The 15,302-nt window shown below is 73.9% G+C and carries 13 protein-coding genes and 4 pseudogenes; 4 read left to right on the forward strand and 13 right to left on the reverse strand.

From position 1 onward, the window contains the following. Together DEF28_RS20935 and DEF28_RS20940 are read right to left on the reverse strand one after the other, a co-directional pair. A pseudogene (locus DEF28_RS20935) lies at positions 1 to 87 on the reverse strand (beta-galactosidase); the annotation flags it as partial. Positions 88 to 129: 42 nt separating this feature from the next. Next, complete coding sequence (locus DEF28_RS20940) at positions 130 to 891, reverse strand: extracellular solute-binding protein (protein WP_147280209.1); 762 nt, start codon at positions 889 to 891, stop codon at positions 130 to 132. A gap of 117 nt (positions 892 to 1,008) precedes the next feature. Here DEF28_RS20940 and DEF28_RS20945 point away from each other — a divergent pair, with 117 nt between their 5' ends. Further along, the gene (locus tag DEF28_RS20945) at positions 1,009 to 1,830 is read left to right on the forward strand and encodes a class I SAM-dependent methyltransferase (protein ID WP_114399634.1); all 822 of its coding nucleotides are present in this window, start codon (positions 1,009 to 1,011) and stop codon (positions 1,828 to 1,830) included. On the opposite strand, the gene DEF28_RS20950 is transcribed toward DEF28_RS20945, so the two are convergent. Together DEF28_RS20950 and DEF28_RS20955 are read right to left on the reverse strand one after the other, a co-directional pair. Further along, entirely contained in the window at positions 1,800 to 2,546 is a 747-nt protein-coding gene (locus tag DEF28_RS20950) for an SAM-dependent methyltransferase (RefSeq protein ID WP_114399635.1), read from the reverse strand. The genes DEF28_RS20945 and DEF28_RS20950 overlap by 31 nt on opposite strands. An 82-nt stretch (positions 2,547 to 2,628) precedes the next feature. Further along, positions 2,629 to 3,270 carry a GNAT family N-acetyltransferase gene (locus DEF28_RS20955; protein WP_114399636.1) on the reverse strand — a complete coding sequence of 214 codons (642 nt, stop codon included), beginning with the start codon at positions 3,268 to 3,270 and terminating at the stop codon, positions 2,629 to 2,631. Between the two features lie 112 nt (positions 3,271 to 3,382). Between DEF28_RS20955 and DEF28_RS20960 the strand changes: the two genes are divergently transcribed. Then, the gene (locus DEF28_RS20960) at positions 3,383 to 3,916 is read left to right on the forward strand and encodes a MarR family winged helix-turn-helix transcriptional regulator (RefSeq protein ID WP_114399637.1); all 534 of its coding nucleotides are present in this window, start codon (positions 3,383 to 3,385) and stop codon (positions 3,914 to 3,916) included. After that, positions 3,913 to 4,908, forward strand: coding sequence for a glutathione S-transferase family protein (locus DEF28_RS20965; RefSeq protein WP_114399638.1), 996 nt, complete (start codon positions 3,913 to 3,915; stop codon positions 4,906 to 4,908). Before DEF28_RS20960 ends, DEF28_RS20965 begins: the two co-directional genes overlap by 4 nt. Positions 4,909 to 4,965: 57 nt before the next feature. On the opposite strand, the pseudogene DEF28_RS29095 reads toward DEF28_RS20965, so the two are convergent. From DEF28_RS29095 to DEF28_RS20990, 5 genes and pseudogenes are all read right to left on the reverse strand, one after another. Beyond that, positions 4,966 to 5,483, reverse strand: a pseudogene (locus DEF28_RS29095) (HNH endonuclease). A gap of 104 nt (positions 5,484 to 5,587) precedes the next feature. Next, entirely contained in the window at positions 5,588 to 6,940 is a 1,353-nt protein-coding gene (locus DEF28_RS20975) for a CitMHS family transporter (RefSeq protein WP_114399639.1), read from the reverse strand. 443 nt (positions 6,941 to 7,383) lie between these two features. Next, positions 7,384 to 8,298 carry an HpcH/HpaI aldolase/citrate lyase family protein gene (locus DEF28_RS20980; protein ID WP_181874393.1) on the reverse strand — a complete coding sequence of 305 codons (915 nt, stop codon included), beginning with the start codon at positions 8,296 to 8,298 and terminating at the stop codon, positions 7,384 to 7,386. Continuing rightward, the gene (locus DEF28_RS20985) at positions 8,270 to 9,532 is read right to left on the reverse strand and encodes a CaiB/BaiF CoA transferase family protein (protein WP_199493432.1); all 1,263 of its coding nucleotides are present in this window, start codon (positions 9,530 to 9,532) and stop codon (positions 8,270 to 8,272) included. The genes DEF28_RS20980 and DEF28_RS20985 overlap by 29 nt, the downstream gene beginning before the upstream one ends. 185 nt (positions 9,533 to 9,717) lie before the next feature. After that, positions 9,718 to 10,641, reverse strand: coding sequence for a LysR family transcriptional regulator (locus DEF28_RS20990; protein ID WP_114399640.1), 924 nt, complete (start codon positions 10,639 to 10,641; stop codon positions 9,718 to 9,720). A 489-nt stretch (positions 10,642 to 11,130) separates the two neighbouring features. On the opposite strand from DEF28_RS20990, the gene DEF28_RS20995 reads away from it, so the two are divergent. Continuing rightward, entirely contained in the window at positions 11,131 to 11,775 is a 645-nt protein-coding gene (locus DEF28_RS20995; RefSeq protein WP_114399641.1) for a TetR/AcrR family transcriptional regulator, read from the forward strand. Between the two features lie 25 nt (positions 11,776 to 11,800). Here the strand turns inward: DEF28_RS20995 and DEF28_RS29225 are convergent, their stop codons facing one another. The 4 genes and pseudogenes from DEF28_RS29225 to DEF28_RS21005 form a co-directional block, all read right to left on the reverse strand. Then, positions 11,801 to 13,210, reverse strand: a complete 1,410-nt coding sequence (locus DEF28_RS29225; protein ID WP_449405548.1) for a tetratricopeptide repeat protein — start codon at positions 13,208 to 13,210, stop codon at positions 11,801 to 11,803. A 57-nt stretch (positions 13,211 to 13,267) separates the two neighbouring features. After that, a pseudogene (locus DEF28_RS29230) lies at positions 13,268 to 13,930 on the reverse strand (NB-ARC domain-containing protein); the annotation flags it as partial. 276 nt (positions 13,931 to 14,206) lie between these two features. Continuing rightward, positions 14,207 to 14,908, reverse strand: a pseudogene (locus DEF28_RS29235) (AfsR/SARP family transcriptional regulator); the annotation flags it as partial. A gap of 113 nt (positions 14,909 to 15,021) precedes the next feature. Further along, entirely contained in the window at positions 15,022 to 15,228 is a 207-nt protein-coding gene (locus tag DEF28_RS21005; RefSeq protein WP_114400933.1) for a hypothetical protein, read from the reverse strand. Positions 15,229 to 15,302: the final 74 nt, after the last annotated feature.

Raw genomic sequence — 15,302 nt, forward strand, 5'->3', positions numbered from 1 at the left:
CGGGTCCCGGGTCAGCCAGCCGGGCAGCCCGCCGTTGTCCCACTCGGCGCAGATGTAGGGGCCGGGGCGCACGATGGCGTGCAGGCCGTGGGCGGCGGCCGGTCCCGGGCCGCCGCCCCGGGATGCCGGTCACCGGGTGGAGACGGTGAAGCCCTGCTCCTCGCCGTACCGCGCGATCTCCTCCTGCCAGGCGGCGAGGCCGTCGGCGATCGGGATGCCTCCGGTGAGGGCCGGTCCGACGCTGTCGCCGAACACGCTGTTGGCGTAGACCTGGATCGGCAGGTACTGCCAGCCGGGGGCGACCGCCGCGGACGCCTCGGCGAAGACCCGGTTGGCCTGCTGGCCGCCCATGAGCTCGCTCTCCTCGTCGAGGAACTCGGGGTCCTCCAGCAGCTCGGTGGTCGCCGGGAACAGCCCCGCGTCCCGGTTGAGCGAGCGCACGGCCTCGGGGTCGCTGTTCAGCCACTGGGCGAAGCCGATGGCGGCGAGCGTGTTCTCGGACTGGCCGAGCACCGCGACGGAGGAGCCCCCGTTCTCGGCGCTGGTCGCCGCCCCGTCCTCCCACTGCGGAATCGGGGCCACCCGCCAGGAGCCGGCCGTCTCGGGAATGGTGCTGCTGAGCGACCCGGGCGCCCAGGCGCCGGCGATCCACATGGCGTAGCGGCCGGAGGACATCCCGCGCCACCACTCCTCGGTCCAGCCCTGCTCGGCGTGTACGAGGCCGTCGGCCAGCAGCGGCGTCCACAGGTCGGAGAACCGCTGGTCGCCCGAGAGCCGGGGATTCGCCGGCCCGCGGCGGGGAGCCGCCGGGTCCGCGCGTGCCGGCCACCGCCGAGCCCACCCGGTCCGCCGAGAAGCCCAGGCGGGACGCGCCGCCCCAGACCCGGCCACGGCGCAGGACGGCGCGCCGCCGCCGCGCCGCTCCGGGGCGGCGCGACTACCATCGAAGCGCCGCGGCACCGGGCACCGCGCCCGCCGCCGCGCTCCCGACGACGGGCAGGAGGCGCGATGGCCATCCCCGGACGCGAGCTGTACGACGACCCTCGCTTCTTCGCCGGTTACCGGCGGCTGCGCGAGACCCGGTCGGGCCTCAACGAGGTACTGGAGATCCCCGCGCTGGCCCGGCTGCTGCCGGACGTGTCCGGGGCATCCGTCGTGGACCTCGGCTGCGGCGCCGGCGCGCTCGCGCGGCGACTGGCCGGCGCGGGCGCGGCGCACGTACTCGGGGTCGACGCCTCAGCCCGGATGCTCGCTCTGGCGCGCCCGCACCCCGGCGTCGGGTACCTGCGGGCCGACCTGGAGACGCTGGCCCTGCGCCCCGGCAGTGCCGACCTCGTGGTGAGCAGCCTGGCCCTGCACTACGTCGCGGACTACACCGGGCTGGTCGCGCGGATCGCCACGTGGCTGCGCCCCGGCGGCCGGCTGGTCTTCTCGGTGGAGCACCCCGTGTGCACGGCGCGCGACCCGATGGCGGGCTGGGTGCGGGCCGGCCGAGCGGGTGACGCCGGGCACGACGACCGGGTCTGGGCGGTCGACGACTACGCCGACGAGGGACCCCGTACCCAGACGTGGTTCGTCGACGGGGTGCTGAAGTACCACCGCCGGGTCAGCACGCTGGTGAACGGCCTGCTGGCTGCCGGGCTGGCGCTGCTCGCCGTCGTGGAGCCCGTCCCCGACCCCGACGAGGTCGACCGGAGGCCGGATCTCGCCGACGAGCTGCGTCGGCCGTCCTTCCTCATGCTGGCGGCGCAACGCCCGCGGCACGCGGCCGCGTCGGACGGCGGTCCCCCCGCGCCTCGTCAGGACTCCGGCACGCCCAGCGTCAGGTAGCCGAACCCCCACACCCCCCGGTAGCCGCGCAGCCACCTGGCGCGGTGCCGGTCGACCGACGCGCGCACCTGCTCGGCCTCGGGCCGGTCGCCGTGCGTCAGCAGCCAGTGCTCGCGGTCGGCCAGGAACCCGGACTCGAAGTCGTGCCACTCATCACCGCTCGCCGCCTCGACCCACAGGGGCCGGAAGCCCGCGTCGACCGCCAGGTCGACCAGGCCCGCCAGGTCGGGGTAGTCGTCCCGGGACGCGTTCGGCCACATCTCGGCGAGTTCGCCGGGCGTGGGCGTGCGCTCCCAGAACCCGTCACCGAACAGCGCCCGGCCGCCGGGGCGGACGGCGCGCCGCAGGGCACCCAGGGCGTCCGCGGTGTCCCCGAACGCGTGGCTCGCGCCCACGCAGACGACCAGGTCGGCGGTGTCGTCCCGGCCGGCCGCCGGCGCCTCGACGAACGCCGCCCGGTCGGCGAGCCCGCGCTGCGCGGCGTTGGCACGGCCGCGGGCGAGCAGGCTGCGGTCGGTGTCGATGCCGGTCCCCACCGCCCCCGGGACCGCGGCCAGCAGCCGCAGCAGCAGTTCTCCCCATCCGCAGCCGAAGTCCAGCACCGTGGCTGGGGCGGGTCGGGCGAGGCGCTCGACCAGCCGGCGGGCGCGCGCGTCGGAGAGCGGGGCGTTGAAGTCCAGCCAGGCGTATCGGGTGGGAGGGGGCGTGTCGGTCATGTTCTGCGAGGGTAGCCGGGCCGCGCGGTCGGCGCACGGGGGTGCCGGGGCCGGCCGTGCCGGTCCCGTCCGGGGGCGGCCGCTAGGCCCCCAGGAGCGGCAGGCAGCGTTCCAGGCCCGCCAGCTCGACGGGGACCGTGCGGTGCTTCTCCCAGTCGTCCCGGCTCAGCAGCAGGCGTTGCTGCACGGCCGGCCGGTTCCGGCTCGTGAGCAGGCTGGTGCCGTCAGGGCGGTAGCCGAGTCTGCGGGACACTCCGAGCGAGGCGGGGTTGTCCGACATCGCGGTCGAGCGCGCCGCCTCGGCGCCCAGCCCGACGAACGCGAGGTCCAGCACGGCGGCGCGCATCTCGGAGCCGATCCCGCGGCCCTGGTAGCGGCGCCCCAGCCACGATCCGGTGCGCACCTCCCTCAGCACGGCGAAGTCCAGGGCCGCCAGCTCCTGGGTCCCGACGATCCTGCCGTCCAGGAAGACCGCGAGGGGCAGCCGCCAGTCGCCCGGTGTGCAGGCGCCGAGCATCCGCCAGTGGTACTGCATGACGCCGCGCCCCACCTCGTCCGGCTCGGCGTCGGTCCACGGCACCCCGAACGGCATCACCGCGGGGTCATGGACGCCCTCTGTGGCCAGTTCCGCGAGGTCGTCGAGCTCGGACAGGAGGGGCAGGCGCAGTTCCAGCCGGGGCGTGCGGATGCGGAGGTCGTACATCGGCCAGTGGCGTGCTTCCATGGCACGGATTGTCCGGCCCTCGGCGCGGGAGCGCGAACGGTTTTCACCGCGCCCGTCGGCGCGGTGTCGTCGGTGAGGCGGATACTGGGACACGAGGACCAGAGGAGGACACATGGACGGGCAACGGCCGGACGCGCGCCGGCTGGCGGTGTGGCGGGACTTCCTCCAGGGGCACAGCCTGCTGATGGTGCAGTTGGAGCGCGAGCTCAAGGACGGCGCGGGGCTGTCGCTGGCCGAGTACGACGTTCTCCTGCGGCTCCGGGAGGCGCCCGGACGCCGGATGCGGATGAGTGACCTCTCCGTCGCCGTCCTGTACACGACCGGCGGGCTGACCCGGCTCGTCGACCGGATGGCGCAGGCCAGCCTCGTCACGCGGGAGCCGGCGCCCGGCGACCGGCGCGGTGTCTACGCGGTGCTCACGGACACGGGGGTCGAGCGGCTCGCGGAGGCCGCCGCCGTGCATCTGGCGGGTGTCCAGCGCAACTTCGCGGCGCTGCTCCCCGACCGCGAACTCGACCAGGTCGCGGGGTTCCTCGCCCGGCTGGCGCCCGGCGGTGCCCCGGAGGAGTTCGACGCCTGCGGCGCCACCGCTGTCGCCGCGGCGGTGGAGGCCGGCAGCCACGGTGGAAGGAGCACGCGACGATGAGCGGTACCGAGCAGACCCCCGAGTTCAAGAGGTCGCCCAGCCACTTCGCCGACCGCATCACCGCCGACGGGTCGTCCGGCTGGCCGGTGGAGCCGGGCCGCTACCGGCTCGTCGTCAGCCGGGCCTGCCCGTGGGCCAACCGCTCGCTGATCGTCCGCAGGCTGCTCGGCCTGGAGCCGGCGATCCCGGTGGCGGTCACCGATCCCATCCAGGACGAGCGGAGCTGGCGGTTCACCCTCGACCCGGACGGCCGCGATCCCGTGCTCGGCATCCGGTTCCTGTCGGAGGCCTACCTCGCGCGCGACCCGGGCTACACCGGCGGCGTGAGCGTGCCCGCCATCGTGGACGTCCCGAGCGGCCGGCTCGTCACGAACGACTACCAGCGGATCACACTGGACCTCGCCACCGAGTGGCGGCGGCTGCACCGCCCCGGCGCGCCGGACCTCTACCCGGAGGCGCTGCGCGCCGAGATCGACGCCGTCAACGCCGACGTGTTCCGCGACGTCAACAACGGCGTCTACGTCGCCGGATTCGCCCGGCGGCAGGACACGTACGAGCGCGCCTACACCCGGCTGTTCGACCGCCTGGACGTGCTCTCCGACCGGCTGGCGCACCGGCGCTACCTCGTCGGCGACACCATCACCGAGGCCGACGTCCGGCTGTTCGTCACCCTGGTCCGCTTCGACGCGGTCTACCACGGCCACTTCAAGTGCAACCGCAGCAAGCTGTCCGAGATGCCGGTGCTGTGGGCCTACGCCCGCGACCTGTTCCAGACCCCCGGCTTCGGGGACACGATCGACTTCGACCACATCAAGCGGCACTACTACGCGGTGCACGACCAGATCAACCCCACGCGGATCGTGCCGGTCGGCCCCGACCTCTCCGGCTGGACCACCCCGCACGGCCGGGAGGCCCTGGGCGGGCGCCCGTTCGGCGACGGCACACCGCCGCCGCCCCCGCCGGCCGGCGAGGCGGTGCCGCCGCCCGCCTGACACGCGGCGGCGTCCGCCCCGGCGCCGGCGCAGCGGCCCGGCGGGCGCGTGCGCGGGTCAGGCGGGCGTCCGCGGTGCGCCGTGGAAGACCTCCCCGCGGTGCCAGGCGATGTGTTCCGCGTGCACGCCCCGCGCGTCCGGCGCGTGCACCTGGGCCCGCGCCGCCGCGGCGCGCCCGACGAACGCGCGGGAGACGGTGATGAGCCGGTCGCTGGTCAGCCCGAGGACCCCCTTGTCGAAGAGTTTGTGGTGCAGCGAGCAGAGGCAGATGCCGTTGTCCACGCTGTCCGGGCCCTCGAAGGCCCACCAGCGGACGTGTGCCGCCTCGAGGCCGACGGACAGGCCGTCGTCGAGCCGCCCCTCGTAGCCGCGGAACGCGCCGTCGTCGTTGCCGAGGTGGTGGAAGGGGTAGTGCGGTCCGCTGGCGCTGGGCGGGCCGAAGCCGCGGATCAGCCGCTTCAGCGGTTCCTCGGCCTCCTGGTGGGGATCGTCCCGGGGCCGGTGCGCTGGAACCGCCCGAGCGCGTAGCGCAGCAGCGGCGGCTTGTGCGGCACCCGGCCGCCGCCGCGTCCCATGCGGATGTTCGCCACCCGGTCGACCACGTGCGCGCCGACAGCGCAGGGGCCCGCCCGCGGCGCCGGATACCGGCGGCGCGGGCGGTTCCGGTGGGCGCCGGCGGTCAGCCCCAGACCGGGACGACCCCCGTGAGGACCGCGACGGCGAGGACGACGAGACTGGCCAGCCAAGCCCACGGGAGCAGGAACCGGATGTGCGAGCCGATGGAGACCCCGGTGAGCCCGGTGAGCAGGTAGAAGGAGCCGGTCAGCGGGCTGATCGGGAAGCCGACCGTCTCCTGCCCGGCGATGGACGCCTGCGCCATCTCGAGCGGAGAGATCCCGAAGTTCGCGCCCACCTCGGCCAGCACGGGGAGCACCGCGAAGTAGTAGGCGTCCGGACCGAACACCAGGCTGAGCGGCACCCCGAGCACTCCGACCACGAGGGCCAGCCCGGGACCGACCGCCTCCGGAACCATCCCGGTGGCGCTGTGCGCCATGGCCTCGACCATGCCGCTGCCGTCCATGACGCCGAGGAAGACGCCCGCGGCCAGCAGGGTGCTCGCCATGAGGATGGCCCCCTGCGCGTGCGCGTTGATGCGCTCGCTCTGCCGCCGCATTCCCGGGTAGTTCATCATCAGCGCCACCACGAGCCCCACCATGAACACCAGCTCCGGCGGCCACACCCCCGAGACGAGCACCCCCACCACGGCGGCGGTCAGCACTATGTTGGGCCAGAAGAGCCGCGGTCGGAGCAGCTCGGCGCGCTCCAGGTCCGGCTCGGTGCCCTGCGTCTCCGGTCCGGCGCCCGCTCCGGTGCCGGCCGCGTCCGGCGCCGCCCCCTGCGCGGGGCCCCCGGCCGACGCGAGCCTGCGGCGCTCACGGAGGCCGAGAAACACCGCGATCGCCAGGACGGCCGCGATGCCCGCGAGCTGCGCCGGGATCATCGGCACCCAGATCTCGTTGCCGTCGACCCCGATCGTGGTCGCCGCACGGGCGGTCGGACCGCTCCACGGGGTGAGGTTCATGACGCCCGCTCCGAGGCCGACGAGGGCCGCGAGGACGAGGCGGCGCATCCCCAGCGCGTCGTAGAGCGGCAGCAGGGCGGGGATGGCGATGAGGAAGGTGGTGGCGCCCGCCCCGTCGAGATGGGCGACGATCGCCAGGAGGACCGTGGCGACGGCGATCGTCACCGGGTTGTGCCCCGCGACGCGGAGCACCCGGCGCACCAGCGGGTCGAACATCCCCGCGTCGCGCATGACGCCGAAGTAGAGGATCGCGAAGACGAACATGGCGGCCGTCCCCGCCACGTCCGCGATCCCGGCCTGCGCGAATCCGCTGATCTCGGACGCCGAGAACCCGGCGGCGAAGGCCACGACCACGGGCGCCGCGATCAGCGCCACCACGGCGGTGACCCGGTTCGTCAGTAGCAGCGCCAGCACTGCCGCGATGGTCAGCGACCCCATCCATGTCAACATGGGCGGTTCTCCTGGAGGGACGGAGGAAGGGCGCACGGCGCGGGGCGGCGAGCGTCGGACATGTGAGGCGCTTCACCATTAGCCGTGTTCCAGCCCATAGTGACCAGCACACTGATCACACGTCCAACACCGGTTCCGCACGCATTGATGCACGCACCGCATGGGTGTCCCGATGCCGAGGCGCCGACCGCGGGCCGACGCGGCCGGAACCCCGCCGGCCCGCCCGGCGCGCGGGACGCGCCTGCCGCGCGCACGGCGGTCCCGGTACGGACTGGTCGGGGGCCCGGAACGCGGGGAAGCCAGGCACGCGGCCCGCGCCCGGCCCGGCGGGCGTCCCGCGGGCCGCTCCGGCGGTCCCTTTCGGGAGCACCCCGCGGCAGCGGGCACGCGCGGCCTCCCGTGCGGGAGGCGGGGCGGCGCGCGCTCCCGAGGCGGCCGCGGGCTCAGCCGCCGTACGCCGCCAGTCTGCGGCGCGCGGTCACCAGCATCGCCTCGTCCACCATGTCGCCCTCGAACACGGTCACGTTCGCACCGCGCTCCCGTGCCTCCTCCATGGCGCGGACCAGCCGCCGCAGGTACTCCAGCTCCCGCTCGTCCGGCCCGAAGACCTCGTTGAGGACCGGCACGTGCGACGGATGGATCGCCAGCATCCCCTCGTACCCCAAAGCCAGGTTGTGCTCGGCGAAACCGCGCAGACCCGCCAGGTCGGAGATGTCGGTCCACAGCCCGGCGACCGGGTGGCGGACGCCGCCGGCACGCGCGTCGAGCAGCACCCGCGCGCGGAGTTCGGCGGTGCCGCCGCCCCCGCGGTCCCACCCGTACCCCACGGCCCGCTGCACGTCGCCGCCGCGGCCGGTGACCGCCCCGAGGTAGCCCACACGCGCGGCGGCCCGCGCCACGCGTTCGGCCGCGTACAGCCCGGCGGCGGTCTCCAGCAGCGGTAGCAGGACGGTGCTGCCGACGGGCCGGCCGCTCTCGGCCTCGGTCCAGCCGATCAGGCGGTCGGCCGCCAGCACGTCCGCCGTCCCGGAGACCTTGGGCAGCACGACGCCGGCCGGCCCCGCGGCGACCACCCGGCGGACGTCCTCGGCACCGGTCCAGGTGTCCAACGCGTTGACGCGGACGAAGACCGCGATCTCGCCGCGGTGCCGGGCGACCGACTCCGCCACGGTGTGCCGCGCCGCGGTCCGAGCGTCCGGGTGGACCGCGTCCTCCAGGTCGAGGATGACAGCGTCGGCGCCCGCGGCCACCGCCTTGGGCACCCACTCGGGGCGCGTGCCCGGAACGAAGAGCAGCGAGCGCAGGGGGCCGAGGTGGGCCTCGGCGCGCTCAGATGACGCCGCGTTCGGAGAGGTCACGGAGTTCCTCCTCGTCGAGTCCGAGCCACTCCCGGTACACCACGTCGTTGTCGGCGCCCAGCGCCGGGCCGGTGCGCCACACGCGGCCGGGCCGCTGCCGGAAGTGCGGGATGGCCGCCTGCATGCGGACGTCGCCGAGGTCGGGATCCGGGACGGTCACGATGTCGCCCCGCTCCCGGTAGACCGGGTCCTCGGCGATGTCGGCCGCCGTGTAGACCCGCGACGCCACGACCTCGGCCGCCGCGAACCCCGCGAGGCACTCCTCGACCGTGCGGCCGGCCACCCACGCGCGCAGCCGCTCGTCGAGCAGGGCCCGGCCGGCGAGCTGGCGCTCGGTGGTGGCGAAGTCCTCCTCCGGCAGCCCGAGCAGCCGTGCCACGTTGCGCACCGAGCGCACGGTGGCCGAGGTGACGGTGATCCACTGACCGTCGGCGCTCTGGTAGGTGTTGATGACGGCGGCGGGGGCGACCGCGAGCTGGTTGCCGGAGCGCTCCGGGACCCGCCCGAGCTGGTCGTGCAGGATGACCTGCCACTCCACCAGCCGGAACAGCGGTTCGAACAGCGCGAGGTCGATCCACTCCCCGTCGAAGTCCGCCGTCCGTCCGCGGCGGTAGAGCGCGGCGAGCACCGCGTAGGCGCCCATCAGCCCGGTCACCGCGTCGCCGTGGGAGAAGCCGGTGTGCACCGGCGGCCCGTCGGGGAAGCCGGTCAGGTGCACGACCCCGCTGCGCGCCTCGCCCATCTTGCCGAAGCCGGGGGCGTCGGCCAGCGAGGAGTCCGCGCCGTAGCCGGATATCTGCAGCATGATCGCGCGCGGGTTGATGCGGTGCACGGCCTCCCAGTCCAGGCCCCACTCCCGCAGCCGGCCGGCGCGCAGCGTCACGATCACCACGTCGGCCCATGCGACCAGCCGGCGGGCGACGGCCCGCCCGTCCTCGTCGTGCAGGTCCAGGGTGACCGACCGCTTGTTGCGGCCCGCGACCTTGAACCACAGGGGGGCGCCGTCCTTCGTGGGGCCCATGGAGCGCGCCGCGTCACCGCTCCCCGGCGGCTCCACGTGGACGACGTCAGCGCCCTGGTCGGCGAGCATGGCGCCGGCGAGCGGTCCCGCGACCACGTGCGCGAACTCGACGACCCGTAGGCCGTCGAGCTGTCCGAAGGCCGGGCGGGCCGCCCGCCCGGCACCGGCCGGGTCGGAGGTGTCGGAGATGCCGTCGTCGGGCCGCGTGGTCACAGGTTCGTCCCGCCTTCGTGGTCGGCTGCACGGATCCGGCCGGCCGCACGGGGGCCGGGCCGCCTCCAGCCTGCGGCGGCCCGGCGACCGCTGTCCAACATCGATCCGAGATGGATTGATGCACTCGGCGCATGGCACCGCCGGGTCCGCGCGGCGTCAGCGTGCCGGCGGGCCGGTGAGCGGGGTCAGGCCCACCGCACCCCGTCCGGCAGGGGGCGGCCGGCGGTCCGCAGCTCCTCCAGGAGCTCGACGAAGCGCCGTGCGGCCGGGGAGAGCCGCCGCCGGGCGGGCACCACCAGATCGAGCCGCCGCTCGACGACGGGCTCCACCACCACGCCGTCGGCCAGTTCCGCGAAGCTCATGAGGGTGCGCACGAGCGCCGGCACGGCCGACACCCCGAGCCCGGCCCGGACCAGGCCCGCGACCGCCGCGACGTTGCGCGCCTCCGCGACGCCCACCGCGCGGCTCCCGGCGCCGGCCAGGGCCGCGTCGGTGAAGGCCCGGACGCTGGACTCGGCACCGAGTGCGATGAAGCCCGCTTCGGCCAGCCCGCGCCAGCCCACGCTGGGGTGTTCGGCCAACGGGTGGCCGGCGGGCAGCACGGCATGGAAGCGGTCCCGTACGAGCGGCCGCCCGGCGAGCCAGTCGGGTAGTCCGTCGGGAATGGTGATCGCGAGGTCCGCCTCGCCGTCGGCCATCCGGTCGACCACCGAGCCCGCGTGGGTGTCGATGATGCGCACACCGATGCCGGGCCGGTGCGCACGGAACGCCGCGATGACGGGAGGCAGCAGTACCGCCGCGACGGACGGCAGCGTCGCCACCGTCACCGCCCCGCGCTCGCCGTTGACGAACCTCGTCATGCGCGTCATACCGGCGCGGTGCGCCGCGAGGATGTCCTCGGCGACGTCGAGGAGCTCGACCCCCTCCGGTGTGAGCTGGACGTTCCGGGTGTCCCGCTGGAACAGTTTGGCGCCGAGCAGCCGCTCGATCTCGGCCACGGTGCGGCTCAGCGACGACTGCGCGATGTGCCGCTCCTGGGCGGCCGCGGTGAAACTGCCCGTGCGGGCCACCGCGACGAAGGCCGAGAGCTGGCGGAGGGACAGATCCATGGCCGAACAGCATAGATACAGTTACGAGAGGCTCCGGTGCTCGACGGACCGCCGCGGGAGCACCGCGCCCGCTCCAAGGTCCGGGCCCCGCACCGGACCGGTGCGGGGCCTCATGTCATGGCGGGCCCCGTCCGCCATGACATGAGGTGGAGCCCGATCCAGGACCGAGCAGAATTGGTACACAGGCTCGGCGGCGCGGGATGAACCGCCGGGAGGGACGGTCAGGGAGGGTGTGTCGCGCCGCCGAGCCGTTTTATGAGGGGAAGGACGCGAATTCCCCGGCGGGGAGCCGGGGCCACCACGTTCTTCGGGTGTTCCAACCGCCACGCACGCCCCGTTCGTCACTGCGCGCTACCGGTGTGGAACTCCGTGCTTCAAAATAACAGACACCGTGTCTTATTTCTATTGTGAGTGAGGGCTGTGACGTTCCGCACTGCCTACGCCGCCGATGATCAGCGGCGCCAGGCCCCCGCGTCTCCGGAGACGACCATGATCGAACCCACGCATCAGGAACAGATCGAACAACCGCCCAAACGAGAGCGAACGCGCAAGCGGATCCTGGACGCCGCGGAGGAGGCGATCCGCGACAACAGCAACCTGCACGCCCTGGACATGGAGGAGGTCGCCGCCCGGGCCGGGATCGCGCGCTCGGGCCTGTACCGCTACTTCCCCACCAAGGAGGAGATGCTCAAGACGCTCATCACGCAGCGCAGCGCCGAACTCCGGTTCGGGGCGCAGCCGCTGGGCGACAACGAGGATCTCGCACGCTACCTGGAACGCACACTCAACATGCTCGTGCAGTTCTGGCGGCACCGGCGGGCGATCTACCTCACGGGGCTGGACCTGTCCGACATGGACCGCGAGTTCCACCGGAGGTGGAACCAGGAGCTCGTGGACAACTGGACCTCGGTGCTCGTCGACGTGTACCAGCGCGACGTCGAGGCCGGCCGCGTGACCGCCCCCCTCGCCGATCCGTGGTCCACGGCGGAGTTCCTCACCATGGCGGTCGTCTCGCGGCTGCAGAGCCTGTACCGCGACACCGACCAGCCCGAACGGGAGGAGAACGTGCTGCGCGCCACGCTGGAGGTCGCGCTGCGCGGCTTCGGCCTGCGGCCGCCGACCCAGGTCTCATGAGGCGCCGTCCACCGGGGCGCGGCACTCACTCCTCGGCGGAGGCGCGCCCCGGTGCCTCCGGAACTCCCAGATCAGCGAAGATCTTGGTCGCCGTGGCGAGCATCATCGCGGCGTCGTCCGGGGCGACCACCTCGGCGGGAAGCTGCGCGAGACCGTGGAGGGCCCGCGCCTCGGCATAGCGCTCGTGCCGCTTGCGCGCCAGCCCAAGCGCGGCTTCGTGGGAGGCGCGCGCCTCGGCGAACCGCCCCGCGCGGGCGTGCGTGACCGCCAGTTCGTTGAGCACTTCGGCCTCCGCGCTCCGCTGCGCGGTCTCCCGGCCCAGCTTCAGCGCGGTCCGGTGCGCCTCCTCCGCCTCCTCGAACCGGCCGAGTTCGCGGAGCACGACGCCGATGGTGTTGCGGGTGTAGGTCTCACCCGACTGGTCGCCGAGGTCCCGGAAGACACCGAGGGCCCCGTGCAGCTGCTCCAGGGCCGTGGTGAGGTCGCCCGACTGGGCGTTGATCTCCCCCAGTATCCGCAGGGCCGCCGCGTGGCAGTCGTCCGGATGGTCGCTGACGCGCAGGGCGAGGACCGCCTCGCAGTGCTCCCGCGCCTCATCGAACCTGCCCAGCGCCTGGTCGATGGCGGCGATGTTGCTCCGCTGCCGCATCTCCAGCTCCCGGTCGCCGATCGCCACGGCGTGGTGGAGGACCTCGTCGAGGGCGGCGAGGGCGTCGCGGAACCGGCCCATGCGCTCGTAGACCATCGCGAGGTTGGCGATGGCGCGGATCTCGCCGGTGCGGTCGCCGAGCCGGGCGAAGATGCCGCGCGCCTCACTGAGCAGCGACAGCGCGATGTCGAACCTGCCGGAGAGGCAGTGCGCGATCCCCAGGCCGATCAGGGTCACCGCGCTGCCCATGTCGTCGCGGTCGGCGCGGCTGGCCTCCAGCGCCCGCTCGTGGGTGCTCAGCCACAGCTCGGTCTGCCCGTGCACGGCGTAGAACCGCCACAGGGAGTGCGCCAGCTGCCACGCCTGCTTGCCGTTGCCCTGCTCCGCGTAGTAGTCGACCACGGCGGCCAGGTTCTCGCGGTTGACGTCGAACCAGGCGATCGCCTCGGACCAGTTCGACAGGTCGGCCCGGTAGCGCGAGGTCGTGGTGGGGTCCACCTCGTAGTCGTGGCCGCGGGAGCCGAGCCACTCCGCCGCCCGCTGCGCGGTGTGCAGGTAGTGGTCGCCGGTGCGGTGCCGGATCTCGTCCACGTCACCGGCCGGCAGGTGCTTCAGGGCCTGCTGCCGGGTATAGGCGCCGATCAGGTCGTGGAAGCGGTACAGGTCGACGCCCTGCTCCTCCAGCAGGCACACGCTGACCAGCTCTTGGAGCACGTCATCGGCGCCGGGCAGGTCGCGGTCCAGCAGGGCGGCGGCGCCGTAGAGGTCGATGCTGCCGCCGATCATCAGGCCGAGGCGCAGGAACGCGTCGCGCTGGGCGTCGGTGAGGCTCTGGTAGGAGAGCTCGAAGATCGCCTCGACGCTCTGCCCGTCGGTGCGCAACTCCTGGAACCTGCGGTGCTGCTCGCCGAGCCGCTGCTCCACGTGCGCGAACGTCCACCGCGGCCGGGTCAGCATGCGGCCCGCGACGATCCGCAGCGCCAGCGGCAACCCGCCGCAGAGCCGGGCCACCGCCCGGACCGACTCCGGTTCGCGCGCGGTCCGCTCGGGTCCGAGGACCGCTCCGAGCAGTGCGACCGAGGCGTCGGAGTCGAGCATCCCCAGCGAAACGTGGCGGGCACCGCTCAGCAGGGAGAGTTCGTGCCGGCTCGTGATCAGGGTGAGGGAGCCCGGGGAGGCCGGCAGCAATGGGCTGATCTGCGCGAACGACCGCGCGTTGTCGAGGAGCAGGAGGACCCGCCGGCCGGAGACGGCGGCCCGCCACATCGCCGCCCGCTCCGCCACGGTGTCGGGCATCGCCTCCGCCGCCACTCCGACCGCCCGCAGCAGGCTGCCCAGGGCGGAGAGGGCGCTGACCGGCTCCTGGTCGACAGTATGCCCATAGAGGTCCACGAACAGGCCGCCGTCCGGGAACCGCTCGGCCAGCCGGTGGCCGGCATGGATGGCGAGTGTGGTCTTTCCGGCCCCGCCCGGGCCGGTGATGACGCAGACGTCCGCGCGCTCCCCGCCGCCCTCGCCCATCTCCAGTACGTGCTCCAGGTCGGCCTCGCGACCGGTGAAGTCGGGGATGTCACGGGGGAGGTCGTTGCGGGGCGAGAACCCCGGGGCGGCGTCATCGGCGGCCGCCTCCGCGGACCCCGGCGGGGGCTCCCGCGACTCCACGGCCACCGGCCCGTCCGGGGCGGCGGGGGCGTGCCGGCCGCCGTTCGGCGGATGCGTCCGGGGGGTGGCCGTCCGGCGGGCGGCGGCGCCGTCGGGTTCGGGGTCGCGCAGGATCCGCTGGTGCAGCTCCATCACCTCGCGGCTCGGATCGATCCCGAGTTCCTCGGCGAGGGTCTTCTGGAGCTCGCTGTAGGTGGCGAGTGCCGTGGCGCGCTGCCCGTCGCGGTACAGCGACGCGATCAGGGGCAGGTGCAGGCTCTCCCGCAGCGGCTCCTGCCGGACCAGCGGAGTCAGCCGGGTGACGACGTCGCGGTACCGGCCGAGCTCGAAGCACGCCTCGGCCCAGGCGGCGACCGCCACCCACTTCTCCTCCAGGAGCGGCAGGCAGAGGGTGTAGCGGAGGTGTTCGGAACCGGTGCCCGAGAAGGGGGTACCGCGCCAGCAGTCCAGCGCCTCGTCCCACAACCGCGCGGCGAGTTCCGGATCGGCCGCCGCCTGCGCCCGGGCCGACAGCCCCCGGAACCGGTGGAGGTCGACGCGCTCCGGATCGACCCGCGCGAGGTAGCCGCCGGCGGTGGTTTCGATCAGGCGGGGAAATGCCCGACGCAGGTGCGAAACCTGGACCTGGATGATAGACCGGGCTGTGCGGGGAGGTTCGCCGTTCCAGAGGAAGTCGATGAGGTCGTCGACGGGAACCTCGGTCCCGAGGTGGACCAGCAGCGCTCCCAGGACGCACCGCTGGCGCGGCCCGCCGACGGGTATCGTTTCGCCGTCGCGCCAGGCCGCAATCGGACCCAGGACGCCAAAATCCACAAACGGCACTGTAGCAAGACCATTCGTGGTTTATGGGGAGAAATCCCATACCATTACGCCCGCACTTTCCTCTCGGAGGCCACGGGCGCAATGGCGGAATTCACGTCGTATGCGCGACTCCGTCACTTGGGCTCTTCGCTGGTCCCCTCGCCCTCCGCCGGCCGCTCGGACTCCGGCTGCTCCTCCGGGGGCTGGGGCTCGTCCTTGGTGGGACGCAGCTTGGCCGTGGCGGGCGTCGCCCCTGAGACGCCCCACCGGCCCAGCCCCTCGACGATCCGCAGGAACTCGGCGTCGGTACGGCCGGGCTCCGAGGTCAGCAGCTGACTCATGCACTCTCCCCTGAGTGAATTCACGATGAGTTGACGCGGCCGCCTCAACACGGTTCCCCCGGGTCCCCCCGGCC

It is taken from the genome of Marinitenerispora sediminis, assembly GCF_003336425.1.
In the GTDB taxonomy this organism is placed as follows: domain Bacteria; phylum Actinomycetota; class Actinomycetes; order Streptosporangiales; family Streptosporangiaceae; genus Marinitenerispora; species Marinitenerispora sediminis.